The organism is Pseudomonas sp. URMO17WK12:I12, assembly GCF_000514395.1.
In the GTDB taxonomy this organism is placed as follows: Bacteria; Pseudomonadota; Gammaproteobacteria; order Pseudomonadales; family Pseudomonadaceae; genus Aquipseudomonas; species Aquipseudomonas mucoides.
The window spans coordinates 79,906-103,968 of the sequence record NZ_AZVV01000019.1; the positions used below are offsets into that span (position 1 = coordinate 79,906).

The following is a 24,063-nucleotide window of genomic DNA, read 5'->3' on the forward strand; positions in this document are numbered from 1 at the left end:
ATCAGCGCCGAGAAGCTAGCAGGCCAATGAGGAAACCTACCCCAGCGGCGATGCCGACCGATTGCCATGGGTTGGCCTGCACGTAATCTTCGGTCGCGGTGACAGCGGCCTGACCGCGTTCGCGCAACGAGTCTTCGGTCAGCTTCAGGGTTTCCCGGGCACGCAACAGACTGTCGTGGATCTGGGTGCGCAGTTCATCTGCCTGATCGCCGGCCAGGGTCGCGGTGTGCTCCAGCAACCGCTCTGTGTCACTGACCAGGGTCTGAAAATCGTTCATCAGGATTTCTTGAGCAGTCTTTGCCTTGATGCTGGCCATGGGTGGATCTCCGTAAGTGGCTTCTGATGGGTTCGAGTATGAGCCTTGTGCGAAGGTTCAGTACAAATGACTGGTACAACTTTTGCTGTGTCGTGGTGCGTTTGCCGGCGCCGATGCGCTGTTGCCGGGCATGATTTCAGGAAAACCTCGGCTCAAACAATAAAAACTCGCGCGATGATTTCGCTCTGATGCGCCAAAGCGGTTCATGGGGATCAGTGATTCGATCCGCATAAGCTGCAACTTGGTGCGTTAGCAGTCTGCGTGAACTGCTTTGGTGCTTTTTTAGCCTTTAGGTCTGCCATTCCATGGAAAATCTGCAAAGCGCTGTGGACAGTCTGGTCCATAGCTCCAATACATTGTTCATCCTCATTGGCGCGGTCATGGTGCTGGCCATGCACGCCGGTTTCGCCTTTCTTGAGGTTGGCACGGTTCGGCAAAAGAACCAGGTCAACGCCTTGTCGAAAATTCTCAGCGACTTCGCCATTTCGACCCTGGCCTACTTCTTTATAGGCTATTGGATTTCCTACGGGGTGACGTTCCTGCAACCGGCGCCGGTGATCAATGCCGACCATGGTTATGGATTGGTGAAATTCTTCTTCCTGCTGACCTTTGCAGCCGCCATCCCGGCGATCATTTCCGGCGGCATTGCCGAACGCGCCCGGTTCGTCCCGCAATTGTGCGCGACCGCGCTGATCGTGGCGTTCATCTATCCCTTTTTCGAAGGGATGATCTGGAACGGCAATTATGGTTTGCAGGCCTGGTTGCTGGCGCGATTCGGCGCCAGCTTCCATGACTTTGCCGGTTCCGTGGTGGTGCATGCCATGGGCGGCTGGCTGGCCCTCGCGGCGGTGTTGTTGCTCGGGCCGCGACAAGGACGCTATCGCGATGGCCGCCTGGTGGCGTTTGCTCCGTCTAGCATTCCCTTCCTCGCCTTGGGCTCGTGGATCCTGATTGTTGGCTGGTTCGGCTTCAACGTCATGAGCGCCCAGACCCTGCAAGGCGTGAGCGGACTGGTGGCAGTGAACTCGTTGATGGCCATGGTCGGCGGAACCGTGGCGGCGCTGATCGTCGGGCGCAACGACCCAGGCTTTCTGCACAACGGCCCATTGGCCGGGCTTGTGGCCATTTGCGCAGGCTCCGACCTGATGCACCCGGTGGGCGCACTGGTGACCGGCGCCATCGCCGGGGCGCTGTTTGTCTGGTGCTTTACCGCGGCGCAGGGCAAATGGCATATCGACGATGTGTTGGGCGTGTGGCCTTTGCACGGTCTGTGTGGCGTGTGGGGCGGTATCGCGTGCGGCATTTTTGGCCAGAGTGCGTTGGGCGGCCTGGGCGGTGTAAGTCTGATCAGCCAGTTGATCGGCACCTCGCTGGGTGTGGTCGTGGCGCTGGCTGGTGGTTTTGCGGTGTATGGAATGATCAAGGCGTTTCATGGACTGCGCTTGAGCCAGGAAGAGGAGTACTACGGTGCGGATTTGTCGGTGCATAAGATCGGCGCCGTCAGTCAGGACTGAATCAATTTTCCGCATCTTCGGCTCCGGGATAAAAATCGTGGAGCATCCGATAGCGATCATGCCGGATCTGATCGGCCCGCTCCTGTACCTGATGGGCGGGCAGTCCCAGCATGATCAGTGCATGGGAGGCGAGCATCAGGCTGGACTCCAGCAACTCGGGTACGACTTCGTTGGCGCCGGCTTCTTTCAGCTCGGCCAGTTGGCTGTCATCGCGGGTACGAACCAGAATCGGCACTCTTGAATTGATCCGGCGAGCCTCCTTGAGGATCGCCAGCGCGATGTCAGGTTGGTCCACCGCAATTACCAGCAACCTGGCACGCGCCAGTCCGACGGCAAGCAGTAATTCACCTCGACGCGAGTCTCCATAGTGCACGCTGCTTTCGCTGACAGCCGCTTCCTCAACCCTGACCGGATCGTGGTCCAGTGCAATGTAAGGTTGTTGCTGATGACTCAGGCAGCGACCGATGGACTGGCCGACGCGCCCGTAACCACAGATGACCACATGCTTGTCCAGATCCGCGTTCAGCGCGCTGATCTCTTCAAGTTGGGCCTCCTTGTTGGATTTTCGATGCAGATGTTTTGCGATGGATGGGGCCGCGCGCAGCATCAGTGGCGTGACCAACATCGAACAGAACGTCGCAGCCAGCAGCAAGCCGCCGAGTTGCGCGGGCATCAGATCGCTTTGCTGCATCTGCGCCATCAGCGCAAAGCAGAACTCACCTCCCTGGGCCAGTGCCAGACCGCTGCGCCAGGCGGTTTCGCCATCGCTGCCACGCCATTTGACCAGCAGCGCCACCACGGTTCCCTTGATCAGCAGCAATCCCAGGGTCAGGCCAAGGATCAGCAGCGTGTGGCTGGCGAACAGATTCAAGTCGATCAGCATGCCGATGGTGACGAAAAACAACCCGAGCAGAATGTCCCGAAACGGTCGGATATCGGCCTCGACCTGATGCCGGTAATGACTTTCGCCCAGTAGCATGCCGGCGAGAAACGCGCCCAGGGCAGGGGAAAGCCCCAGCAAGTGAGTCAGCCAGGCGGTCAGCAGGACAATCACCAGAGCCAGCAGTACAAACAGTTCGGCGGAGCGGGCGGCGGCGACTTCATGGAACAGTCTTGGCAACAACCAGCGGCTGGCCAATAGCAACCCGCCGAACAACACCACGGTTTTTATCAGGGTCAGGGGCAGCGCCCAATACCAGGCCTGATCACTGTTTCCGGCGAACACGGGCACCAGTGTCAGCAGCAAGACGGCCACCACGTCCTGGAACAGCAATACGGCGATGGCATTCTGGCCATGACTGCTGAAAATTTCGCCAAGGCTGGTCAGCTCCTTGCTGACGATGGCCGTGGACGACAGCGCCAGCCCCGCGCCCAGCAACAGCGCGGGAGTGACCGGCATCCCGAACATCATCAGTAAAACACCCAGCAACAGTCCGCAGGCCAACACTTGCAAACTGCCAAGGCCGAACACCACATGTCGCAGTGCGATCATTTTCGTCAGGGAAAACTCAAGACCGAGGGAGAACAGCAAGAACACCACACCTAATTCGGCAAGGTGTGGCAACCCTTCGCTCTCATCTACCCAATTGAACGCGGTCGGGCCAATCATCAACCCCACGCACAGGTAGCCGAGGACCGGGGGCAATCGCAGGCGCTGGAACAACGCGATGACCACTAGAGAGGAAACGAGAATAATCAAGAGATTGGCAAACACTAAAAGCTCCGCTGACAGACGCTGGCTACTCAAGCGTAGAAGCAAAAAAAACGTGAGCATTGCTTAAATGGCACAAACGACGCCTGATTTGCGTCAGGGTTATTCCGCCATCATGGCGATTCATGTTGTCGGGCAGAAAATTCGACGGCTCGACGGCTTTTCGGGGCAGGCCTAGAATAGTTACTTAATTTTTTCGGTTGAGCGCTCATGCCTCCTGAATGTCAGCTGTTCGGCACCCTGGGGTGCCATCTCTGTGAAGTGGCCGAAGCCGAGCTGATGCCGTTGGTTGAACACGGTCTGCTGGTCGAGCTGGTAGATATTGCTGACGATGAAACCTGGTTCGCCGCCTACAGTCTGCGCATTCCGGTCCTGCGACGAGTCGATACCGGCGCGGAACTCGGTTGGCCATTCAGTGCCGACGAGGTGGTGGCGTTCTTGCGTTAAGCGGTTTTTGTGCTGGCGATGGTCCCGTCTGTCGAACTTTGCGACTGATCCCCTTGGCTTAACCGATGCTCTTCGGATACTGTATGCGTATACAGTTATTCGGAGTGCTGCCTTGACGTCCCGGGTTTCCGGGTTTGAGCAGGCAGTTCCAGGCGTGAGAGGGATGAATCGTGGTCAATGTCGAACAATTGAAAAACAGCGTGAACCGGATGTCGGTCGATGTTGTGCGCGAGGCTGTCCTCGAATTGCGTCTGGACGGTTTGGTGACGGAAGGAAAAACGCCTTTTAACAAATTGCACTTCAACACCTGTTTTGCCGAGATCGAGGCGCTGTTCCAGCGTGCGGGTTACCACCGGCAGCTGGATGTCGTGGGCTATCAGGGGTTGTTGTACGCACTTTACGACCCGGCTCGCTGGGAAGCCGTCGATGTGTTGCGCTGGCTCAAGGAATTCACCGAAGCGGCGGCGCGTACACAGATTCCGGCATGAGGATTCTCCGCTAGGTTCGATTCGGCCACTGTTGGATAATGCTGCCCTGTATTGAGGGTTAGAGCTTTCGTATGTCCACTTCATCTTTTTCTGCCGCACACAGCCAGGCCAGCACACTCTACTTGCCGCCGGGTTCGTGGCTGACCGTTATCGATTGCCTGTGCGAGCATTTCAGCGCTATCGGTCGCGAACAATGGCTGGACAGGGTGGCCCGCGGTCGCGTGCTCGACGGGCACGGAATGCCGATTGCATTCGATCTGCCGTACAAGGAAGGGCTGCGGATTCATTATTTTCGTGAGGTTGCGGACGAAAAGCCGATCCCGGTGGTCGAGTCGATCCTCTATGCCGATGAGCATTTGGTGGTCGCTGACAAACCGCATTTTTTGCCGGTGACTCCGGCAGGCGAGTACGTTGAACAAACGTTGCTGAGGAGATTGATCCGTCGTCTGGACAACCCACACCTGGTGCCGTTGCATCGTATTGACCGGCACACCGCGGGGCTTGTGCTGTTTTCCGCCAACCCGAAGAGCCGCTCTGCGTATCAATCGTTGTTTCCGACACGGCAGATTGAAAAGTACTACGAGGCAATCGCCCCTGCATTGCCTGATCTGACCTTTCCATTGGTGCATAAAAGCCGGCTCATCGATGGCGAGCCGTTTTTCCGCATGCAGGAAGGTCCGGGTATCAGCAATACCGAGACAGCGGTCGAGGTTCGGGAAAAGAACGGAGATCTCTGGCGGTATGCGCTTTACCCGGTGACGGGCAAGAAACATCAATTACGGGTGCACATGACTGCGCTGGGCGCCAGTATCTGTAACGACCCGTTTTACCCGCAGGTGCTCAAGGACGTTGAAGATGATTATGCCAATCCGCTGAAACTGCTCGCGCAGGGATTGCGGTTTGTGGATCCGGTCACCGGCCAGGAAAGAGCGTTTGAAAGCACCCTCATCTTGCAGTGGTGAAAAAATCCCGGCCACGAAAAAGCCCGCGTCAAGCGGGCTTTGTCTTATCTGGCCGGTGCAGTAAAGATTACAACTCTTTAACGGTACGAACCTGATCCTTGTTGATGCGGGTTTCCTTGCCATCCAGCTGTTCGAATTCGTAGAAGCCCGATTTTTCATCGTACTTTGGCGAGTCGACTGCCTGGATTTCGCGGCCATCATTCAAGGTGATCACTGTCGGCGATGCGCAGCCCGCCAAGGTCGCGAGGCCTGCTGCGAGCATGAGAGTGGCGAGGGTCCGATGGGTCATGAGTGTATCTCCGAATAAGAATTCTTTTGGTTACTGAGCTTGTAGACGTACACAACGCACGCAAGTTCCTTGGCTAGTGTCATTCTGACACGGTATGCGCGCTTAGCAATTCCGGGGTGTTCAGGTTGGCCAGTCGAGGGTCGTTGTCTGCGCATTGCAGGGCGGTTGCCTCCAGTTTACGCATGATGCGTCCAGGGCTGCGTTCACCTTCATTCCATGCCGTGTCGAACGCGGCGCAGAGAGCGACAGGGATAACGCACAGCAACGGTTCCCAATGTGCACCCTGGCGCAGCATCAGCGGTTTGTCCGGATGCTGGCTGGCCATTTCGCGCATGCTGAGGAGCAGGGCATCGTCGATGCGGGGCACGTCGCACGGTAAGACCAACAAATAAGGATGACGGGCAGCCTTGAGGCCGGCGCGAATCCCGGCGAGGGGACCGGGAAAATCGCCTTCGTCGTCATGGACCAACTGATCAGCGTAGGGCGCGTATTTGTCCAGGTTCCTGTTGCACGAGATGATCAGGTCATTGCTCAGGTCGCGGGTCTTGCGATGCAGGTGCGCGATCAGCGGCGCGCCGTGCCATTCCAGCAAACCCTTGTCCTGACCGCCCATGCGTTGGCCGCGGCCACCTGCCAGGAGCAGAATGGAGCAGGGTGGCAATGCCGGGTTCGAGGTCATGGCGGGTCTCCATGGGGGCGCTGAAAAAGTGAAGCGCTGTGATATAACACCGAGCTGTTTTTCCTACAACTGGACGAGCCTATGAAAGCCAAGGCTGATGTACCTTTCGCGCCGCTTAACATTGCGGTGCTGACTGTCAGTGATACTCGAACCCTGGAAACCGATACGTCAGGTCAGGTTTTTGTCGACCGCTTGAGCGCCGCCGGCCACAACCTGGCCGCTCGGGTTCTGCTTAAAGATGATCTCTACAAAATCCGCGCGCAAGTCGCCAACTGGATTGCCGATGAGGTGGTGCAGGTGGTTCTGATCACTGGCGGTACCGGGTTCACGGGGCGTGACAGCACGCCAGAAGCGGTGAGTTGCCTGTTGGACAAGCAGGTAGATGGGTTTGGTGAGCTGTTCCGGCAGATTTCCGTTGCGGACATTGGTACCTCGACCGTCCAGTCCCGGGCGCTGGCCGGTTTGGCCAACGGTACGCTGGTCTGCTGCTTGCCCGGTTCAACCAATGCCGTGCGCACTGGCTGGGATGGGATTCTCGCCGAACAGCTGGATTCCCGGCATCGTCCCTGCAATTTCGTCGCTCACTTGAAGCAGGCGCAACCCTGTGAATCCCGTGGGTAAGCCAGGTAAAACCGGCAGCCTGATGCCGGTCGAGGTGGCGTTGGCGCGCTTGCTGGAAATGGCAGAGGCCTCGCCCATCCGCGAGCGTGAGCGTTTGCCTGTGGCGCTAGTTCAGGGGCGCGTGCTCGCCGATGACCTGGTTTCAACCCTTGATCTGCCACCTTGGCCAAACAGCGCCATGGATGGCTACGCCCTGCGGGCCGCTGACTGGACGGGTGAACCGTTGGTGGTCAGTCAGAAGATCTTTGCAGGTCAGGCGCCCGAACCGCTGCAACCCGGCACCTGTGCCCGCATCTTTACCGGTGCGCCGGTGCCAGCAGGTGCCGACTGTGTCGAGATGCAGGAAAATGCCGAGGTTCAGGCGGATGATCGAGTCCGTTTCATCGAGCCCATGACCCCCGGTCAGAACATCCGGCCACAAGGTCAGGAGACAACGGTGGGCGAGCTTGTTTTGCCGGCCGGTACGCGCCTTGGATCAATCGAACAGGGTTTGGCGGCATCGCTGGGTTGCGCTGAGCTCGATGTTGTTCGCAAGGTCCGTGTTGCGGTTCTCTCTACCGGAGATGAATTGGTTGAACCGGGCCAGGCCCTGGGCCCAGGACAAATCTACAACAGCAATCGCGTGTTGCTGTGCAGTTGGTTGCAACGCCTGGGTTGTGAAGTCATCGATGCCGGTATTCTTCCAGATGATCTGGAGAGCACTCGTGTTCGCCTGGCTGAGTTGAACGAGGTTGATCTGATCCTCTCAACTGGCGGAGTGTCGGTTGGCGAAGCCGATTTCCTCGGCATGGCCTTGCGCGAAGCGGGCGAGTTGACGCTATGGAAGCTCGCCATCAAACCGGGTAAGCCGCTGACTTTCGGGCATTATCGCGGTGTGCCCGTGATTGGTTTGCCCGGCAACCCGGCGTCGACATTGGTCACTTTTGCGTTATTGGCAAAGCCCTATCTTCTGCGCCGTCAGGGTGTAAAAGAGGTCGAGCCATTGAAGTTCCAGGTGCCGGCCGGGTTTGTCTGGCCAAAGGCGGGCAATCGACGGGAATACTTGCGTGGTCGCCTGGAGAATGGTCGGGCGATCATTTACAAGAATCAGAGCTCCGGCGTACTTCGCAGTGCCGCCTGGGCCGATGGCCTGGTTGAAGTGTTGGAAGATCGCACGTTGATCGAGGGTGAATATGTAGTGTTCATTCCTCTGAGCGAAGTTCTGAACTGACGCGTAGGGCTCAGTTGCCGCAAGCCCGGTAAAGCGCCGGGTCTTGCGTGCATGGCTGACGCTTAACGAACCAGAAGTGTCACGACCTGATCAAAGCGGCTGTTGGCAACCCAACCCAACAGGCCGAGGACGACCGCTGCCCCGCCTGCCGAATAGGCAAGTCTGTGTTTGATGGATTTGACGTCATTGCGCACTTCATCCATGTCTCTTCGGATGTATTTCAGATGAGTTTCCAGTTCAATGACGCGAGGTTCCATGTCAACTCCTGCAGCGGGTTTTGCGTTGTTGTTGAATTCAGCCTGATGATTGGTGCGATTTTCCGAGAACGGCTTTACCGGAGGGAGCGGCAACTTGATGTCATGGGTTTGCATGGAGAAAGACGCTCCTTGCATCTATGCCCTTTGAATAGCCGAAGCTTATATAATTTGCTTTTGTAACCTTTGGTGAGTGTCTACTCATTGCCTGCACATCCCTGTGTGGTTGCTTTTGATGACGTATAGCCGCCGAAACCAAGGTGAACCATTCGCCCCGGCGGGTCAATTAAGCCGATTCCTCATATATCGTAAGAAAATATCCCAACCTGTAGGACCGCAAACCAGCATGCCTCGAAAAATCTCAACGTCGTGCGACCTTTATAGGGGGCAGTGAGGTCAACATCTCCTGAATGAATTCCAATCAGGAGCTACGACAATGAGTGAGCGCAAGGCGCTGTTGATTCTGCATGGCAAGCAGGCACTCAACGAGGAGGTCCGCGCGGCTGTCGAAGGCAAGCGCAAGCAAGGGTGGACACTGGCCGTGCGGTTGACCTGGGAAGCGGGGGACGCGCAGCGCTGGGTGGAAGAAGCGTTGAGCGCAGGCTATACGCAACTGATTGCCGGCGGCGGCGACGGCACGTTACGCGATATTGCCGAGGCCCTGGCGGCGCACCCGAATCAGGCCAGCCTGGTCTTGATGCCATTGGGTACGGCCAATGATTTTGCTCGCGCGGCTGGCGTGCCTTTAGCACCGGCGCTGGCACTGGATCTTCTGGAGGTTGCGCCACACGCTATCGATCTGGGGGAAGTAGGAGGCCAGGTCTTTCTGAACATGGCCACGGGCGGTTTCGGCAGTCAGGTCACGGCCAATACGTCAGAAGACCTGAAAAAAGTCCTCGGCGGCGCAGCGTATCTGTTTACCGGCTTATCACGCTTCAGCGAGTTGCATGCGGCTTATGGCGAGTTGCAGGGGCCGGACTTTCATTGGAGCGGCGAGCTATTGGCGCTCGGTATCGGCAATGGTCGGCAGGCGGGAGGCGGGCATGTGCTATGTCCGGAGGCGCTGGCTGACGATGGTCTGCTGGATATCAGTATTTTACCGGCACCGCAGGAAGTGGTCGGTACGTTGAAAAACCTGCTGGCCGATGGCTTTGGCATCGATAACATGTTCGTGCGCGCTCGTTTGCCCTGGGTCGAGATCAAGGTCTCGGAAGGTCTGCACATCAACCTTGATGGCGAACCTCTGGAGGGCGACAACCTGCGCTTTACGGCGCGTGCCGCAGCGTTGCGCGTGCATTTGCCGGAAAATTCACCCCTGTTGAGTACATTGCAGTCAGCTAATCGTCCAGGCTGATGATTTGCTCGCGTACGGCAAACAGGACAAGGCCGGCGACATCGTAGATCTGCAGGCGCTTCATGATCTGCGAGCGGTGGGTTTCAACCGTCTTGATACTGAGGCTCAGGCCATTGGCGATTTCCCGGGTGGATTTTCCGCGAACAATCAGTCGCAGGATTTCCAGTTGCCGGGCTGTCAGGTTATGTGATTCTTGCGTTTCCGGCTGCTGCTTCTGGTTCCGGATCAGCGCCTGATTGATGACCGTGTGGGCGATGGCAGGGCTGAGGTAGCGTTCGTTGTTGCGCAGGGCATCCAGCGCATGTTCCAGCTCGGTGGCCGTGGTGTCCTTGAGTAAATAGCCATGAGCACCGGACTCCAGCGCTTGCATGATGAGCGCGGGATCGGTGTGCATCGACAGAATCAGTACCTTGCTTTGCGGGCGTACCCGCTTGAGTCGCTGCAAGGCTTCAAGACCGCTGGTCTCCTTCATGGAGATATCCAGTAGGACGATGTCAGGGGACAGTTTCTCGACCATTTCGAGCAGCTGCGAGCCGTCATTGGCCTCGCCAACTACCGCATAGCCGGGAATGTCCAACACCAGGGCGCGTACGCCAGCCCTGATCAGCGAGTGGTCATCCACCAGAAGTAAATTACAAGTCAATGCAAAACCTTATTCGTACTGGCCCGTTCGAGCGCACGGGGCGCCCAGGGGAAAAGTGCTTCGATTTGAGTGCCTTTGCCCAGCACGCTACTCACGGCCAGGGTCCCGCCCAACTGATCGATCCGTTCCTGCATCCCGGCCATCCCCCGCTGTCCCTCTCGACCGGGATCAACCGCGGGTGCGAAACCCTGGCCGTCGTCGCTGATCAATAGTGTCAGGCCTTGGGGCATGCGCTGTAGTCGGACCAGAAGATTTTTTGCATCGGCGTGGCGCAAAATATTGGTCACTGCTTCCTGGGTGATTCGAAAGGCTGCCACCGCCATTTCTTCCGGGACGCCGGTCAACCGTTGATGGCATTCCAGGCTCCAGTGCAGCGAGGTGTTGGCCAGGGTCTTGAGCAGATGCGCACGCAGACTGGCCTCCAGCCCGAGACTCGTCAATTGCCTGGGATTAAGGATGGCCGAGACGTCACGAACTTTGGTCAGGGTTTCTTCCAGCGTGTCGCAGAGCACCGAACACTGGCCCTGCATTTCATCAGGCATCCGACGTTTGAGCCATTCACTTTGCAGTTTTGCGGCGGTCAGCAACTGGCCAATATCGTCGTGCAATTCTCTGCTCAGACGATGACGTTCATTTTCCTGTACTTCCAACAAGCGGTCCGCCAGCTCTTGCGGTTCAAATTTTATCGACTGGCTCGAGAGGCGATCCTGGACCCGGACGCAGGCCAGTGCCGCGAGATTGAACGCCAACAAGCTCAGTGCAAGGGAGGTGGAGAAACCGAAGACCAGCAGGCTGCCAAGTGCCGAACAGGTGCACAGCAATAGCGTGAGCCGTCGAGCGTTTTTCTGGGACGGTGGCCATGAGGTGACTGACTTGAGGCTGGCGTACATAGCGGATGGAGCCAATGAATGTTCGCTGCGGGCAGACCGGCCATAGTGGCTGACGGGTCTCTGTCTGAAAAGCTGTAGTGACTCGTCTTGAGCAGAGCGGGCTCCTCTGGTGGAACCACAGCCTTTAGCGGCTTGCTCTGATCTGAAGTCCACTTTGCCATTAATTGGCGTCAACTAATGGGCGGCATAATACCACTTAAGATACCGTTGGTCGCGTTTGGTATATATGCCCATAGCGTCAGGCAATAACGCGATGGACGAGAGTTCCACTATGGAAAAGTTTTACGAAGGGGAGTAACGATTAATATCGAGTTGTCGCGCAAAGGCATGAAATATTCAATTGCGACATGAGCCCACTCATTTATAGAGCGGCTGCATGGCAATAAGAACACACATGGTTAAGTTGTCAGACTCATTCAAGCCTGCCGTTCCGAATAGGAAACGAGCGTAAACGGTTTGGAATTAACCGGTAACTGAAAATGACTCTGTCCGACCTGCAGCGCAAAGGCTTCGATCAGGGAGGTCTGTTCGCTGTCATCCAGGCTGAGCTGCCCGGTGGTCTGATCGATGAGTTCGAGTTGCCAGGCCATCAGCGTGAAGCAATCCTTCAACGCGCCCAAGGCGTGCTCGTGCAGGTCAATGTGGGGGTGGGCGTGGTTCAGTAAACCGTGAATATGCAGGGAAAACTCCGACACGGCTTCCAGCGCCAGGGCATCGGCCCGGCTTGCCAGTTTGAGCAGGCTGCTGAGCATGCAATCGATTGCGTCCTTGTCATTGCTGATCAACTGCAGATGGCTCAGGCACTCCTCCGACTTGGCCAGAAGTGTTTCCGCCTCGACAAGAAACTCTGGCAAACGCTGAGCCCACTGCTTGGGTTTCTTCGGCATGCTTATCTCCACAACGTCATGTCAAATGAGGGGATGTCGCGTATGTCGACCAGGACGTCCAACGTCCCGACGCTGCCATGCCGGCATGAGATCGCGCTCCTGCAGGCCTGAGTGCAGGCTTGGGAACTCGAGAGGGTGGATGGCCACTTACCTGCGATCGCACACAAAAGCCTGACTCCGTTCATGCAATGAGAATGGCGTCACATTAATGGCTATTGGATATCGCGAATATCAGGTTGGACCTGATTGTTAATAGGGGAATCCCTTACACGAGGGAACCTAACGTGCAAACCGTGGTCGCGCCGTCGGGAATGAAGCAGATGAATCGCGGATGCAGTAAACCATGATGTTAATGTGACATCAATGCTCGATCGTGGCATTTTGTCTCAGGGTCAAGATTTGGCAATAACAGCCGATAACCCTCTTTAAGTGAATTAATCAGAACAAGCCCAGGAGTCATTAATGGCCGGCATTCTCGACACGGTAGACCAACGCACGCAACTGGTGGGTGAGAATCGCCTGGAAATTCTCATGTTTCGCCTGGCTGGCCGGCAATTGTTTGCGATCAACGTCTTTAAAGTGCAGGAAGTGCTGCAACTGCCCAAGCTGACCCTGATGCCACAGCGTCATCCATTCGTCTGCGGCGTGGTCAATTTGCGCGGCCAGACGTTGCCGGTGATCGACCTGTCCCAGGCCATCGGCATGCGTCCGCTGATCCCGAGCCCGACCAGCACGATCATCGTCACCGAGTACAACCGCTCGGTGCAGGCATTCCTGGTTGGCGGTGTGGATCGCATCGTCAACATGAACTGGGAAGCCATTCTGCCGCCGCCGACCAGCGCCGGTCGCCAGCATTACCTCACGGCGATCAGCAAGGTCGATGACCAGTTGGTGGAAATCATCGACGTCGAGAAAGTCCTGGCCGAAATCGTGCCGTACAACGCCAAAGTCTCGCGCGAAAAACTCGACGATCCGGTACTCGAACGCGCCCGTGGCCGTGAAGTGCTGCTGGTCGACGACTCCAATGTCGCACTGTCGCAATTGCGTGACACCCTGGGCCAGTTGGGTGTGAAGATGCACATTGCCAGCGACGGCTTGAAGGCGTTGAACATGCTCAAGGCCTGGGCGGACACGGGCGTGTCCATGACGGACAAGCTGTTGATGGTGTTCACCGACGCCGAAATGCCGGAAATGGACGGCTATCGCCTGACCACCGAAATCCGTAATGACCCGCGTCTGCGCGGCCTTTATGTGGTCCTGCACACCTCCCTGTCGGGAAGCTTCAACGACTCGATGGTGAAGAAAGTCGGCTGCGACAACTTCCTCTCCAAATTCCAGCCGGACAAACTCGTCGACGTGGTGCGCCAGCGTCTGATGCTCGACGAAGTCCCGGCCTGATCACGATCAAGGACTGGCCACTTTCCCTGTAGGAGCGAGCCGCCCGGAGCAGGCTCGCTCCTACAAGGGGGCAGTGCTCTGTTTTCAGCCTTTGATTCGGTGACCAAGCTCGTATAGGGTGGCCTTTTTTGACCATCAGGGAGCTGGCCATGTTGCGTCTGAGCGCGCTTTACCGTTATCCGTTGAAATCCGGCAAGGGTGAAACCTTGCAACAGGTCGGCCTCGACAAACTGGGGCTGGACGGTGATCGACGCTGGATGCTGGTAGATGAGGCCAGCGGACGTTTCCTGACCCAGCGCGCCGTCCCGTCCATGAGCCAGTTGTCGGCGTTGTGGAATGCCGAAGGCGGCTTGACCCTCAGCGCCCCGGGCCGCTCGCCGATCGACATCGCCTTGCCCTCCAGCAACGCTGAACTGCGTGGCGTCACCCTCTGGCGCGACACCTTGCGCGTGCCGGATGCCGGTGACGAGGCGGGTGCCTGGGTCAGTGAGTTCATCGGCAAGCCTACACGCCTGGTGCAGGTTCCCCTTGATCGTGCGCGCATGACCGAGGCCGGTTACGGCAAGGACGATGATCAAGTGGCGTTCGCCGATGGTTATCCATTGTTACTGATCGGGCAGGCGTCCCTCGAAGATTTGTCGCAAAAGGTCGGACGTTCCCTGGAAATGCTGCGTTTTCGACCGAACCTGGTGATCGAGGGCAGCGAAGCCTATGCCGAAGACAGCTGGAAGCGTATTCGCATCGGCGATGTCGAGTTTCGGGTGGTCAAGTCCTGCTCTCGGTGCATTCTGACCACCATCGATCCGCAAACCGGTGAGCGCAGCGATGACCGGGAACCGCTGGCCACGTTGCAGAAATACCGTGCCGAGGCCGACGGCGCGATGTTTGGACAGAATCTGGTCAACGACAGCAATGGTCGTCTTGAAGTCGGAATGCCGGTGACGATTCTCGAATAAAAGCCCCGGAATGAAAAATGCCCGTGTCCAAAGACACGGGCATTTTTTATCGCGATTAAAACCCGGGGGTTAGCCGCGGTATTCACACAGGTAAGCGGTGTCGACGGCCACTTTCAGCTGGAATTTGCTGTTGGCGGGCACGTTGAACTGGCTACCGGCGGCGAAGGTTTCCCAGTCGCTGCTGTCAGGCAGTTTGACGGTCAGGGCGCCGCTGACCACGTGCATGATTTCACGTTGGCTGGTGCCGAATTCGTATTCGCCCGGAGCCATGACGCCAATAGTCGCAGGACCTTCAGCGGTGCCAAAGGCGATCGACTTGACGGTGCCGTCGAAGTACTCGTTGACTTTAAACATGGGCGATTCCTCGAAAAGGGCTAAAAAGGGCCGGCCAGTATGCACAAGGCCTTGAGCGTCGTCACCTCTCTAGGAGGGGAGAATCAGCGGTAATAAGCGAGCGGTATTGCGCGCATCTTCCAGTGCCCGGTGTTGCTGTCCGGTGAACTGCATGCCTGCCAGTTGCAGGGCGCCATTGAGCCCCAGCGGGCGTTCCAGGCGCCTGGCCTTGGCAAAGCGCTGCTTGAGGTTCATGTGCGGCACGCGGCTCAAGGCGCTGTCGAGTTGCAGGCGCTCCCACTCCTGAACCAACTGTTTGCGATCGTAGTCGCCCCAGCTCGCCCAACCTTCCAGGCGTGAATGATGCTGGCCCAGCCAACGCTCGAACGCCGGCCAGACCTCGGTCAGCAGTTGCGCAGTATCGATATTGCCTTGGGTGATGTGCGTCAGCTCCCGGCAAAACGGTGTCAGCAAGGGCCGCCGCTGTGGCCGCACGAAACGCTGGAAGTGGTCCAGTTCGCGACCTTTGCGGTCCACCAGGGTGGCACCGATTTCGATGATTTCCATTTCCGTAACTGGCCAGCCACCTTCATCGGTGGTGGCTTCCAGATCTATCACCAGCCAGTGAGGCATCGCAGGTTTCCTGGTATCCGCGTCCTGATAGGGCTTGAGCGTAGCCAAACCCGGCGGATCCGCCTAGCGGCTTATTCGACCTCCAACAAAATCTGACGATTTTTGACCTGATCGCCGACCTGAACCTGCAAGCGTTTGAGCACGCCGTCGATGCCCGACTTGAGCGGATGCTCCATTTTCATGGCTTCGAGCACCACCAATAGCTGGCCTTTGCTGACCGTGCTGCCCTCACTGACCAGTACGTCGACGATGGCGCCGTCCATCGGTGCCTTGAGCGTGCCGGAACTGACGCTGGCCTGACTGCTGACCAGCGCCTGGGTCCGATCCAGCAGTTTCAAACTGCCGGGCCGCGCGAACAACCACAGGTGCCCGGCCTCGAGTCGATAGGCATGACGCTGGTGGATACCGTCAATCTCCAGCATTGCCCAGCGCCCATCGCTACGGATGATCTTCAATGTGAGCAGTTGCCCGGCGACTTGAATCCGAAACGCCCCGTCAGGCGAGGCGTTCAATTCCACCGGCCAATCCTGGTCATTCAGGCCGATGCGGTAATGCAAGGGCACGCTGGCATTGTTGCGCCAGCCCTTCAGCGGTGCCGCGTGAGCCTGTGCCGACGCTTGATAGAACAGCGCCGCAGCGATGGCCAGCTCCGCAGCGCTCGGGACATGCGCCTGCAAGCACGGATCGTCAGCAAAGCAAGTCGGGATGAACCCGGTGTTGAACTCGCCGCTGATGAATTGCGGGTGTTGCAGCAGACTGGCAAGCAGGCGCTGATTGCTCTGTACGCCCAGCAGCACGCTGTCCTGCACCGCCCGCAACAACTTGCGTCGGGCCTCTTCCCGGGTTGCACCGTGGGCGATGATTTTGCCCAGCATCGGGTCATAGAACGGACTGATGTCCTGGCCTTCAATCAGGCCATGATCGATCCGCACACCATTGTGCAACGCCGGCTCCCACGCCTTGACTTGACCGGTTTGCGGCAGAAAGTCGTGAGCGGGATCTTCGGCGTACAAACGTACTTCCATGGCATGCCCGCTGAGCTGAACCTGCTCCTGTCGCAATGGCAGCGGTTGTCCTTCGGCGACGAGCAGTTGCCAGGCCACGAGGTCCAGCCCGGTGATCAGTTCGGTCACCGGATGTTCCACCTGCAGCCGGGTGTTCATCTCCAGAAAGTAGAACTGCCCGCGTGCATCCAGCAGAAATTCCACCGTGCCGGCGCCGACGTAATTCACCGCCCGGCCGGCCTTGAGCGCAGCCTCGCCCATGGCCTGACGCAACTCGCCGGTCATCACCGGGCAGGGCGCTTCTTCGATGACTTTTTGATGGCGGCGCTGGATCGAACAGTCGCGTTCGCCGAGGTAGATCAGGTTGCCGTGCTGATCGCCGAACAATTGAATCTCGACGTGGCGCGGGTCGATCAAGGCTTGCTCGAGAATCAGTTCGTCGCTGCCGAAACCATGCTGCGCTTCGGAGCGTGCAGTACGCAGTTGTTCCAGTAACTGGCTGGCATCCTGTACCAGGCGCATGCCTCGTCCGCCCCCGCCCGCACTGGCTTTGATCATCAGTGGGTATCCGATGCGTTCAGCTTCACGACTCAGGGTTGCATCGTCCTGTTCGGCGCCTTGATAGCCTTTAACGCAGGGCACTCCGGCATCGATCATGGCGATTTTCGACAGGCGTTTGCTGCCCATCAGCTCAATGGCTTCGGGGCTGGGGCCGATGAAGGTAATACCCGCGTCACGGCAGGCAAGGGCGAAGCCAGCGTTTTCCGAGAGGAAGCCGTAGCCGGGGTGGATCGCATCGGCACGGGTGCGCCGGGCCGCGTCGATGATGGCCGGGATGTTCAGGTAAGACTGCTGCACCGGGGCCGCGCCGATGTTGACGGCTTCGTCGGCCATTTGTACGTGCAGGGCATCGGCGTCGGCGTCGCTGAAGATGGCGACAGTGCGATAGCCCAGCGCCTGGGCAGTGCGCTGGAGGCGGCAGGCGATTTCACCGCGGTTGGCGATCAGGATTTTTTTGAGTGCGGGCATGAAGGCTTTCCTTGATATGTGCGGTGAATGTGATGGCCTCATCGCGAGTAAACCCGCTCCCACATTTGGAATGCATTCCCCTGTAGGAGTGAGCCTGCTCGCGATGCTTTTAAGAGGCCCACCCCGGTTTTCTTTTTTGCACAAAAGCCATCGTCCCTTCGATGCCTTCTGCGCCCGTCACTGCTTCGCTAAACCACTGCGCCGCGTCATCCAACAGTGCATCCGACGGTTGCCCGGCACTCGCCAGCAACAGTTTTTTAGTCGTCGCATTCGCCCCCGGCGCGCAGCACAGCACATGGGCGAGGACTTCATCGAGGCGTTCGGCCAGCGCTTGCGCGTCATGCTCGACAAAGTGCACCAGGCCCATGCGCCGCGCCTGAGTACCGTCGAAACGCGCGGCGGTCAGCGCCAGGCGCCGGGTCTGGGTCAGGCCGATGCGCTGGACCACAAACGGGGCGATTTGCGCGGGCAGCAAGCCAAGGCTGGTTTCCGGTAATCCGAACTGCGCCAGGTGATCGGCCAGGGCGACATCACTGACACACGCCAGCCCCAGGCCACCGCCTAACACGGCGCCTTGCAGCACCGTAATCACCACTTGCGGCGCGTGTTGCACCTCTTGCAGCAGTGCGCCAAAGGCCCGGTTCAACTCGCGATAGGCGTCCGAACCTTGAGCGCGTGCGTTGGCCATGTCCTTGATGTCGCCACCGGCACAGAAATGTCCGCCGGCACCGCCAATCACCAAGGCCCGAACCGCACGATCATCACGCACCGCCGCAAGGACCGCGCGCAGTTCGGCGACCATGTGCAGACTCATCGCATTGCGGCTTTGCGGACGATTGAGGGTGATGTGCAGCACGCCGTTATGCGACTCCAACAGCAGCGTCTGGCAATCGGGCAGGGTGCTCATTTCTTTTTCCCCGGCAGAATACCCATGAGTTTGCAGATGATCCCCAGCATGATTTCATCGGCGCCACCGCCAATCGACACCAGCCGCACATCGCGGTAAGCGCGGGCCACCGGGTTGTCCCACATGAAACCCATGCCGCCCCAATATTGCAGGCAACTGTCGCTGACTTCACGGCCCAGACGCCCGGCCTTGAGCTTGGCCATGGAGGCCAGGCGAGTGACATCCTGGCCTTTGATGTATTGCTCGGTGGCCTGATAGACCAGCGCCCGCAGGCATTCGATTTCGGTTTGCAGCTCGGCCAGACGGAAGTGGATCACCTGGTTGTCGATCAGCGCATTGCCGAAGGTTTTGCGCTCCTTGCAGTACTCGATGGTGCTGTCGACGCAATACTCCAGGCCCTTGATCATGTTCGCCGCGCCGAACAGCCGTTCCTCCTGGAATTGCAGCATTTGCATCATGAACCCGGCGCCTTCATGGCCGATGCGGTTGCGTTGCGGCACACGCACATTGTCGAAAAACACCTGGGCGGTTTCCGAGCTGCGCATGCCGAGTTTGTCCAGGTGCGAGCTGAGGCTGATGCCGGGGGTGTTCATCGGCACCATGATCAGCGACTTGTTGATGTGCGGTTTGTCGTCCGAGGTGTTGGCCAGCAGGCAGATGAAATCGGCGCTGGGCGAGTTGGTGATCCACATCTTGCTGCCGTTGATCACGTAATCGTCGCCATCCTTGCGGGCAGTGGTTTTCAGCCCGGCGACGTCGGAGCCGGCACCGACTTCGGAAACGCCGATGCAACCGACCTGTTCGCCGGTAATCGCCGGGCGCAGGAATTCTTCACGCAATTCATCGGAGCCGAAGCGGGCGAGGGCGGGCGTGCACATGTCGGTCTGCACGCCGATGGACATCGGAATGCCGCCGCAATGGATGGTGCCGAACTCTTCGGCCGCGGCAATCGAATAGCTGTAATCCAGCCCCATGCCACCGAATTTTTCCGGTTTGGAAATTCCCAGCAGGCCGAGGTCACCGGCTTTGCGGAAGATTTCATGGATGGGGAAACGACCGGCCTTTTCCCATTCCTCGACGTGGGGGTTGATCTCGTGATCGACGAACTGGCGCACGGTGCGGCGCAGTGCTTCGTGTTCCTGGGTGAAGATCATTTTTATTGTTCTCCTAAAGGCCGGTCTAGAACCTGGCGACGCCAAAACTGTTGGTTTGCAGCGGCCGCACCTCGGCCTCGTGACAGATATCCAGCACGTAACCGAGCAACGTCCGCGTGTCCCGCGGATCGATCAGCCCGTCGTCCCACAGGTTGGCACTGCCGTAGAGGGCGGTGGACTGGCTGTCGAGTTTCTGTGCGGTGACCTGTTCCAGCATGTCGAGCATTTTCGGGTCCGGCACCAGACCGTCCTTGAGCTGTTTGGCTTCGGTGACAATCCGCAGCACCTTGCCGGCCTGGGCACCGCCCATCACGGCCGTGCGGCTGTTGGGCCAGGCGAAGATGAAACGCGGGTCGAGGCCACGCCCGCACATCGCATAGTTGCCGGCACCATAAGAGCCGCCGACGACAATCGTCAGTTTTGGCACCCGGGCATTTGCCACTGCTTGAATCATCTTCGCGCCATGTTTGATCACGCCTTGCTGTTCCGATTCGGTGCCGACCATGAACCCGGTGGTGTTGTGGAAAAACAGCAGCGGCGTCTGGCTCTGGTCGCACAGCTGAATGAACTGCGCGGCCTTGCTCGCACCCTTGGGCGTGATCGGGCCGTTGTTGCCGATGACGCCGCAGGCACGGCCCTGGATTTTCAGGTGGCCGCAGACGGTCTGCTGATCAAACTCAGCCTTGAATTCGAGGAAGTTCGAACCGTCGGCGATACGGGCGATGATCTCGCGCACGTCATAGGGTTTTTTCGGGTCGTCCGGGATCAGGCCCAGCAGCTCGTCGATGGGGTAGAGCGGTTCTTCCCAGCGATGTACCGGACGCCAGGGCAACTGATCGTTCCAGGGCAACAGGCCGACGATCTCGCGCACCTGGCGCACGCCGTCGGCATCGTTCTCGGCCAGGTACTCGGCGGTGCCAGCGGTTTGCGCATGCATCTCGGCGCCGCCGAGTTCTTCGTCGGTGGCGACTTCCCCGGTTGCCGCTTTCAGCAGTGGCGGGCCGGCGAGAAACAGCTTGGCCTTGCCGCGCACGACCACCACGTAATCCGACAATCCCGGCTGATAAGCGCCGCCCGCAGTGGCCGAGCCATGCACCACGGTAATCTGCGGTAATCCCATGGCCGACATCCGCGCCTGATTGGCAAAGCTGCGCGCGCCTTCGACGAAAATGTCCGCGGCGTAATTCAGGTTGGCGCCACCGCTTTCGGCGAGGGTGATCACCGGCAGTTTGTTCTCCATGGCGATCTGTTGCAGGCGCAGGGACTTTTTCAGTCCGCTGGGGGAAATGGTCCCGCCCTTGATCGCACTGTTGTTTGCCACCACGAGCACGCGGACGCCGGACACGTAACCGATCCCGGCGATCAAACCACCACCGGCTGCGCTGCCGTCCTTGTCGTCGTGCAGCTTGTAGCCCGCCAGGCTCGCCAGTTCGAGGAACGGCGCGCCGGGGTCGAGCAGCAGGTTGAGGCGTTCACGCGGCAGCAGTTGGCCACGCTTGTCGAATTTCGGCTTGGCTTCGGCTGCCTTGTTCAACAGGTTCTGTTCGAGCTGGCGCACGTGTTCGATCACGGCCAGCATCGCGTCGCGGTTCTGGGCGAACTGCGCGCTGAACGGGTCCACTTGCGATTGAATCACCGGCATGGCTTATTCCTTGTCCTTGAGCACGTCAGGTAAGTACGCGCGGTGAAAACCGTTGTACGACTCGCTGTTCGTAGCCTTGTGGATCGGCCACGCGCGCCCGCCGAGGCTGGCGCCACCGTCGATGCGCAAGGTGCTGCCGCTGACAAATGCCGCGGCCGGGCTGAGCAGGAACACAATTGCAGCGCAGACTTCCGATTCGGTGCCGATGCGTTTCAGCGGCACGTGTTCGCGCAAGGTCGGTATCACCGCTTTGAAAGCGCCTTCGTAAGTGTCCATGCCGCTGGACGCGACCCACCCCGGCGCCACCGCGTTGACCCGCACCCCGGCGTAACCCCATTCGAAGGCGGCAGTCTTGGTCAGGTTATCCATGCCCGCGCGCGCCGCGCCTGAATGGCCCATGCCGGGCATGCCGCCCCACATGTCGGCGAGCATGTTGACGATGGCGCCGCCATGCTTGCTCATGGATTGATTGAACACTTCCCGGGCCATCAGGAAACCGCCGACCAGATTGGTGCGGACCACGGTTTCGAAACCTTTCTGATTGATTGAGGCCAACGGTGACGGGAATTGCCCGCCGGCGTTGTTGACCAGACCGTGGATCGGCCCGTATTTGCGAATCAGTTCGCTGACCAGATGCTTGACTGCATCTTCCTCGCGAATATCGCACACGGCCCAATCCGCCTTGCCGCCGTCTTCGGCAATCTCGGCGGCAACGCTTTTCAACTTGTCGGCCTTGCGCCCGACCAGCAGCACATGCGCGCCCAGCGCTGCCAGTTCATGGGCGGTGCAACGGCCGATGCCGCTGCCGCCACCGGTGACAAGAATGGTTTGGCCCGCAAACAGATCGGTTTTGAAGATCGAATCGTAAGCCATGGCGGCAGTCCTCTAGTTGACCTGGTCGGCGATGCGCTGCGGCACCGGAATCTGGATTTCCAGCAGCTGCTGGGCGAAGGCCTTGCCTTGCGGGTCGATCCGCAGGCTGGCCACGCCACCGCCGCCGAGGGCGTTCTCCAGTAGAAAATTCAGGCTGTGGGTGCCCGGCAAATACCAGCGCTCCACGCGCCCGTGAACGGGGTCGAGGACGTGGCTCATCCAGTCGACCATGACCTCCGGCGTCAGCGCTTCGGCGATCCACGGCAGGTACTCGGGCTCGCGGGCCATGACGCCGATGTTACTGTGATTGCCCTTGTCGCCGGAGCGCGCGACCGCGAGTCTGATCAGGGCCACGCTGGCGTCGGCGCGGTCGCTGGGCTGCGGTGGGTCGAACGGGACAGGCAAGTCATCCGGGTCGAGCACATCGACGGCGGGCAGCGCGCAGGGGTGGCGCCGGCCGTTGAAATCAATGTCCAGCGTGCAGGCGGTTTTGTCGATAAGGAAGGAGAACAGCCGGATCAGCGGATACACCGTTGGCCGCCCGCCGACGATCCCGGTCAGCCCCGGCGCCATGCCGGTTGCAGCCTGGGCGATTTCCCGGGAGAACACGATCAAGGCCTGCTTGCTCGGGTGACGCACAGCGAGTTTGATCACCACTTCGCGGCTGTCCGTGCGCTGGCCGTGGGGGCCGTAGGTGGCCTCGCTGCCGAGCAGTTCGATGTTCATTTCGCTGTAGGGCGCCCAGCCGCGCTGGCGGAAAATATCCGAGGTCTTGTTGATGATCGCTTCGCTGACCCGTCGCGCCTTGTCCACCGCATCGATGCCTGCAATCAAGCAACTGGCGGTGCAGCGGAAACCGTCCGGGTACGTCGCGCTGACCTTGTACTGATCGGTTGGCGGCAAGCCCTTCGCGCCATGCACCTGAACCGCGTTTTTGCCCTGTTGCTGAAGTTTGACCTGAGTGAAATCGCAGACCACATCCGGCAGCAGGTAAGCCCGTGGATCGCCGATTTCATAAAGCATCTGCTCGCCGACGGTCAGTGGCGTGACCAGGCCGCCGGAGCCTTCCGGTTTGCTGACGATGAACTGGCTGTCGGCGCTGACCTCGACGATAGGGAAGCCGATGTGTTCGTAGTCGGGCACTTCGCGCCAGTCGGTGAAATTGCCGCCGGTGCACTGGGCGCCGCATTCGATGATGTGGCCGGCCAGCGCCGCTTGGGCGAGTTTGTCGTAGTCGTGCCAGGACCAGCCGAATTCATGCACCAGTGCCGCGCTGACCACGGCGCTGTCGACCACGCGCCCGGTGATCACGATGTCCGCACCCAGGCGCAAGGCTTCAACGATGCCCGGCGCGCCGAGGTAGGCGTTGGTCGATACGCACAGGGGCGGTAACGGCGCGCCGCTGAACATTTCATGAAGGCCGAGGCTACTCAGCTGTTTGAATTGCGGTTGCAGGTCATCGCCCAGCAACACGGCGATTTTCAGCGCCACACCGGCCTTGTCGCAGGCGGCTTGCAGGGCGGCGGCGCAGGCGAGTGGATTGACGCCGCCGGCGTTGCTGATGACACGAATCTTCTGTTCGGCAAGTTGCCCCAGCAATGGGCTGAGGACTTCGATGAAGTCCCCCGCATAGCCGGCCTGCGGGTCTTTCATCCGTGCGCCGGCCATGATCGACATGGTTATTTCGGCCAGGTAGTCGAAGACCAGGTAGTCCAGGCGTCCACCTTCCACCAGTTGCGCGGCAGCGGTCGAGGTGTCGCCCCAGAAGGCGCTGGCGCAGCCGATGCGAATCGTTTTAGGCACAGTCAACTGCATAGCCACCTCCCAGTGAAGTGCATCGAGACTACCAAGCAAGCGCTTGGTTTGTAA

Annotated in this window: 25 protein-coding genes; 9 read left to right on the top strand and 16 right to left on the bottom strand. The window is 59.1% G+C overall.

The genetic code is table 11. The annotated features are described in order from the left end of the window. Nucleotide 1: 1 nt before the first annotated feature. Nucleotides 2-316, bottom strand: coding sequence for a YqjD family protein (locus D882_RS0124875; protein ID WP_007943326.1), 315 nt, complete (start codon nt 314-316; stop codon nt 2-4). 305 nt (nt 317-621) lie between these two features. Here D882_RS0124875 and D882_RS0124880 point away from each other — a divergent pair, with 305 nt between their 5' ends. After that, nucleotides 622-1,830 carry an ammonium transporter gene (locus D882_RS0124880; protein ID WP_027925744.1) on the top strand — a complete coding sequence of 403 codons (1,209 nt, stop codon included), beginning with the start codon at nt 622-624 and terminating at the stop codon, nt 1,828-1,830. A 1-nt stretch (nt 1,831) separates the two neighbouring features. Here D882_RS0124880 and D882_RS0124885 read toward each other — a convergent pair whose 3' ends face one another. Further along, nucleotides 1,832-3,544 (bottom strand): monovalent cation:proton antiporter-2 (CPA2) family protein, encoded by a 1,713-nt coding sequence (locus D882_RS0124885; protein WP_027925745.1) that lies wholly within the window; start codon nt 3,542-3,544, stop codon nt 1,832-1,834. 207 nt (nt 3,545-3,751) lie between these two features. On the opposite strand from D882_RS0124885, the gene D882_RS0124890 reads away from it, so the two are divergent. The 3 genes from D882_RS0124890 (at nt 3,752) to D882_RS0124900 (ending at nt 5,438) form a co-directional block, all read left to right on the top strand. Further along, complete coding sequence (locus D882_RS0124890) at nt 3,752-3,988, top strand: glutaredoxin family protein (protein WP_027925746.1); 237 nt, start codon at nt 3,752-3,754, stop codon at nt 3,986-3,988. Between the two features lie 170 nt (nt 3,989-4,158). Further along, nucleotides 4,159-4,476 carry a transcriptional regulator gene (locus D882_RS0124895; RefSeq protein ID WP_027925747.1) on the top strand — a complete coding sequence of 106 codons (318 nt, stop codon included), beginning with the start codon at nt 4,159-4,161 and terminating at the stop codon, nt 4,474-4,476. 71 nt (nt 4,477-4,547) lie between these two features. Further along, nucleotides 4,548-5,438 carry a pseudouridine synthase gene (locus tag D882_RS0124900; RefSeq protein WP_027925748.1) on the top strand — a complete coding sequence of 297 codons (891 nt, stop codon included), beginning with the start codon at nt 4,548-4,550 and terminating at the stop codon, nt 5,436-5,438. Between the two features lie 67 nt (nt 5,439-5,505). Here D882_RS0124900 and D882_RS0124905 read toward each other — a convergent pair whose 3' ends face one another. Both D882_RS0124905 and mobA read right to left on the bottom strand, forming a co-directional pair. Next, nucleotides 5,506-5,727: a YgdI/YgdR family lipoprotein gene (locus D882_RS0124905; RefSeq protein ID WP_027925749.1), complete on the bottom strand. Its 222-nt coding sequence runs from the start codon at nt 5,725-5,727 to the stop codon at nt 5,506-5,508. A 79-nt stretch (nt 5,728-5,806) separates the two neighbouring features. Further along, nucleotides 5,807-6,406, bottom strand: coding sequence for a molybdenum cofactor guanylyltransferase MobA (gene mobA / locus D882_RS0124910; protein WP_027925750.1), 600 nt, complete (start codon nt 6,404-6,406; stop codon nt 5,807-5,809). 81 nt (nt 6,407-6,487) lie between these two features. Between mobA and moaB the strand changes: the two genes are divergently transcribed. Together moaB and glp are read left to right on the top strand one after the other, a co-directional pair. Next, a complete protein-coding gene (gene moaB / locus D882_RS0124915) occupies nt 6,488-7,027 on the top strand; it encodes a molybdenum cofactor biosynthesis protein B (protein WP_027925751.1) in 540 nt (179 codons plus the stop codon). Between the two features lie 22 nt (nt 7,028-7,049). Continuing rightward, nucleotides 7,050-8,237: a gephyrin-like molybdotransferase Glp gene (glp, locus tag D882_RS0124920; RefSeq protein ID WP_177327625.1), complete on the top strand. Its 1,188-nt coding sequence runs from the start codon at nt 7,050-7,052 to the stop codon at nt 8,235-8,237. Nucleotides 8,238-8,299: 62 nt separating this feature from the next. Here the strand turns inward: glp and D882_RS0124925 are convergent, their stop codons facing one another. Further along, a complete protein-coding gene (locus tag D882_RS0124925; protein ID WP_027925753.1) occupies nt 8,300-8,608 on the bottom strand; it encodes a hypothetical protein in 309 nt (102 codons plus the stop codon). A 319-nt stretch (nt 8,609-8,927) separates the two neighbouring features. Between D882_RS0124925 and yegS the strand changes: the two genes are divergently transcribed. Further along, complete coding sequence (gene yegS / locus D882_RS0124930; RefSeq protein WP_027925754.1) at nt 8,928-9,845, top strand: lipid kinase YegS; 918 nt, start codon at nt 8,928-8,930, stop codon at nt 9,843-9,845. Here the strand turns inward: yegS and D882_RS0124935 are convergent. The 3 genes from D882_RS0124935 to D882_RS0124945 all read right to left on the bottom strand — a co-directional run bounded on the left by D882_RS0124935 (nt 9,829) and on the right by D882_RS0124945 (nt 12,265). After that, nucleotides 9,829-10,488, bottom strand: coding sequence for a response regulator transcription factor (locus D882_RS0124935; protein WP_027925755.1), 660 nt, complete (start codon nt 10,486-10,488; stop codon nt 9,829-9,831). The genes yegS and D882_RS0124935 overlap by 17 nt on opposite strands. Beyond that, nucleotides 10,485-11,378, bottom strand: a complete 894-nt coding sequence (locus D882_RS0124940; protein WP_027925756.1) for a sensor histidine kinase — start codon at nt 11,376-11,378, stop codon at nt 10,485-10,487. Before D882_RS0124940 ends, D882_RS0124935 begins: the two co-directional genes overlap by 4 nt. Nucleotides 11,379-11,794: 416 nt before the next feature. Then, nucleotides 11,795-12,265, bottom strand: coding sequence for a hypothetical protein (locus tag D882_RS0124945; protein ID WP_027925757.1), 471 nt, complete (start codon nt 12,263-12,265; stop codon nt 11,795-11,797). Between the two features lie 462 nt (nt 12,266-12,727). On the opposite strand from D882_RS0124945, the gene D882_RS0124950 reads away from it, so the two are divergent. Both D882_RS0124950 and D882_RS0124955 read left to right on the top strand, forming a co-directional pair. Next, a complete protein-coding gene (locus tag D882_RS0124950) occupies nt 12,728-13,663 on the top strand; it encodes a chemotaxis protein CheV (protein ID WP_027925758.1) in 936 nt (311 codons plus the stop codon). A gap of 149 nt (nt 13,664-13,812) precedes the next feature. Beyond that, the gene (locus D882_RS0124955; protein ID WP_027925759.1) at nt 13,813-14,619 is read left to right on the top strand and encodes an MOSC domain-containing protein; all 807 of its coding nucleotides are present in this window, start codon (nt 13,813-13,815) and stop codon (nt 14,617-14,619) included. Between the two features lie 69 nt (nt 14,620-14,688). On the opposite strand, the gene D882_RS0124960 is transcribed toward D882_RS0124955, so the two are convergent. The 8 genes from D882_RS0124960 to D882_RS0124995 form a co-directional block, all read right to left on the bottom strand. Further along, the gene (locus tag D882_RS0124960; protein ID WP_007940055.1) at nt 14,689-14,973 is read right to left on the bottom strand and encodes a pyrimidine/purine nucleoside phosphorylase; all 285 of its coding nucleotides are present in this window, start codon (nt 14,971-14,973) and stop codon (nt 14,689-14,691) included. Nucleotides 14,974-15,042: 69 nt separating this feature from the next. Further along, nucleotides 15,043-15,585 carry an exonuclease domain-containing protein gene (locus tag D882_RS0124965; RefSeq protein ID WP_027925760.1) on the bottom strand — a complete coding sequence of 181 codons (543 nt, stop codon included), beginning with the start codon at nt 15,583-15,585 and terminating at the stop codon, nt 15,043-15,045. Nucleotides 15,586-15,656: 71 nt separating this feature from the next. Beyond that, entirely contained in the window at nt 15,657-17,618 is a 1,962-nt protein-coding gene (locus D882_RS0124970; protein ID WP_027925761.1) for an acetyl/propionyl/methylcrotonyl-CoA carboxylase subunit alpha, read from the bottom strand. Nucleotides 17,619-17,727: 109 nt separating this feature from the next. Beyond that, nucleotides 17,728-18,525 (bottom strand): enoyl-CoA hydratase/isomerase family protein, encoded by a 798-nt coding sequence (locus D882_RS0124975; protein ID WP_027925762.1) that lies wholly within the window; start codon nt 18,523-18,525, stop codon nt 17,728-17,730. Beyond that, nucleotides 18,522-19,679 carry a citronellyl-CoA dehydrogenase gene (gene atuD / locus D882_RS0124980; RefSeq protein WP_027925763.1) on the bottom strand — a complete coding sequence of 386 codons (1,158 nt, stop codon included), beginning with the start codon at nt 19,677-19,679 and terminating at the stop codon, nt 18,522-18,524. Before atuD ends, D882_RS0124975 begins: the two co-directional genes overlap by 4 nt. A gap of 25 nt (nt 19,680-19,704) precedes the next feature. Further along, the gene (gene atuC, locus D882_RS0124985; protein WP_027925764.1) at nt 19,705-21,321 is read right to left on the bottom strand and encodes a geranyl-CoA carboxylase subunit beta; all 1,617 of its coding nucleotides are present in this window, start codon (nt 21,319-21,321) and stop codon (nt 19,705-19,707) included. Between the two features lie 3 nt (nt 21,322-21,324). Then, nucleotides 21,325-22,194, bottom strand: coding sequence for an SDR family oxidoreductase (locus tag D882_RS0124990; protein ID WP_027925765.1), 870 nt, complete (start codon nt 22,192-22,194; stop codon nt 21,325-21,327). A gap of 12 nt (nt 22,195-22,206) precedes the next feature. Further along, the gene (locus tag D882_RS0124995) at nt 22,207-23,997 is read right to left on the bottom strand and encodes an acyclic terpene utilization AtuA family protein (protein ID WP_177327626.1); all 1,791 of its coding nucleotides are present in this window, start codon (nt 23,995-23,997) and stop codon (nt 22,207-22,209) included. Nucleotides 23,998-24,063: the final 66 nt, after the last annotated feature.

What these genes read in the sequence shown, in the direction of transcription:
- D882_RS0124875 (WP_007943326.1), bottom strand. Translation starts at nt 316, where the DNA reads ATGGCCAGCATCAAGGCAAAGACTGCTCAAGAAATCCTGATGAACGAT.
- D882_RS0124880 (WP_027925744.1), top strand. Translation starts at nt 622, where the DNA reads ATGGAAAATCTGCAAAGCGCTGTGGACAGTCTGGTCCATAGCTCCAAT.
- D882_RS0124890 (WP_027925746.1), top strand. Translation starts at nt 3,752, where the DNA reads ATGCCTCCTGAATGTCAGCTGTTCGGCACCCTGGGGTGCCATCTCTGT.
- D882_RS0124900 (WP_027925748.1), top strand. Translation starts at nt 4,548, where the DNA reads ATGTCCACTTCATCTTTTTCTGCCGCACACAGCCAGGCCAGCACACTC.
- D882_RS0124905 (WP_027925749.1), bottom strand. Translation starts at nt 5,727, where the DNA reads ATGACCCATCGGACCCTCGCCACTCTCATGCTCGCAGCAGGCCTCGCG.
- mobA (WP_027925750.1), bottom strand. Translation starts at nt 6,406, where the DNA reads ATGACCTCGAACCCGGCATTGCCACCCTGCTCCATTCTGCTCCTGGCA.
- moaB (WP_027925751.1), top strand. Translation starts at nt 6,488, where the DNA reads ATGAAAGCCAAGGCTGATGTACCTTTCGCGCCGCTTAACATTGCGGTG.
- glp (WP_177327625.1), top strand. Translation starts at nt 7,050, where the DNA reads ATGCCGGTCGAGGTGGCGTTGGCGCGCTTGCTGGAAATGGCAGAGGCC.
- D882_RS0124925 (WP_027925753.1), bottom strand. Translation starts at nt 8,608, where the DNA reads ATGCAAACCCATGACATCAAGTTGCCGCTCCCTCCGGTAAAGCCGTTC.
- yegS (WP_027925754.1), top strand. Translation starts at nt 8,928, where the DNA reads ATGAGTGAGCGCAAGGCGCTGTTGATTCTGCATGGCAAGCAGGCACTC.
- D882_RS0124940 (WP_027925756.1), bottom strand. Translation starts at nt 11,378, where the DNA reads ATGTACGCCAGCCTCAAGTCAGTCACCTCATGGCCACCGTCCCAGAAA.
- D882_RS0124945 (WP_027925757.1), bottom strand. Translation starts at nt 12,265, where the DNA reads ATGCCGAAGAAACCCAAGCAGTGGGCTCAGCGTTTGCCAGAGTTTCTT.
- D882_RS0124950 (WP_027925758.1), top strand. Translation starts at nt 12,728, where the DNA reads ATGGCCGGCATTCTCGACACGGTAGACCAACGCACGCAACTGGTGGGT.
- D882_RS0124955 (WP_027925759.1), top strand. Translation starts at nt 13,813, where the DNA reads ATGTTGCGTCTGAGCGCGCTTTACCGTTATCCGTTGAAATCCGGCAAG.
- D882_RS0124960 (WP_007940055.1), bottom strand. Translation starts at nt 14,973, where the DNA reads ATGTTTAAAGTCAACGAGTACTTCGACGGCACCGTCAAGTCGATCGCC.
- D882_RS0124965 (WP_027925760.1), bottom strand. Translation starts at nt 15,585, where the DNA reads ATGCCTCACTGGCTGGTGATAGATCTGGAAGCCACCACCGATGAAGGT.
- D882_RS0124970 (WP_027925761.1), bottom strand. Translation starts at nt 17,618, where the DNA reads ATGCCCGCACTCAAAAAAATCCTGATCGCCAACCGCGGTGAAATCGCC.
- D882_RS0124975 (WP_027925762.1), bottom strand. Translation starts at nt 18,525, where the DNA reads ATGAGCACCCTGCCCGATTGCCAGACGCTGCTGTTGGAGTCGCATAAC.
- atuD (WP_027925763.1), bottom strand. Translation starts at nt 19,679, where the DNA reads ATGATCTTCACCCAGGAACACGAAGCACTGCGCCGCACCGTGCGCCAG.
- atuC (WP_027925764.1), bottom strand. Translation starts at nt 21,321, where the DNA reads ATGCCGGTGATTCAATCGCAAGTGGACCCGTTCAGCGCGCAGTTCGCC.
- D882_RS0124990 (WP_027925765.1), bottom strand. Translation starts at nt 22,194, where the DNA reads ATGGCTTACGATTCGATCTTCAAAACCGATCTGTTTGCGGGCCAAACC.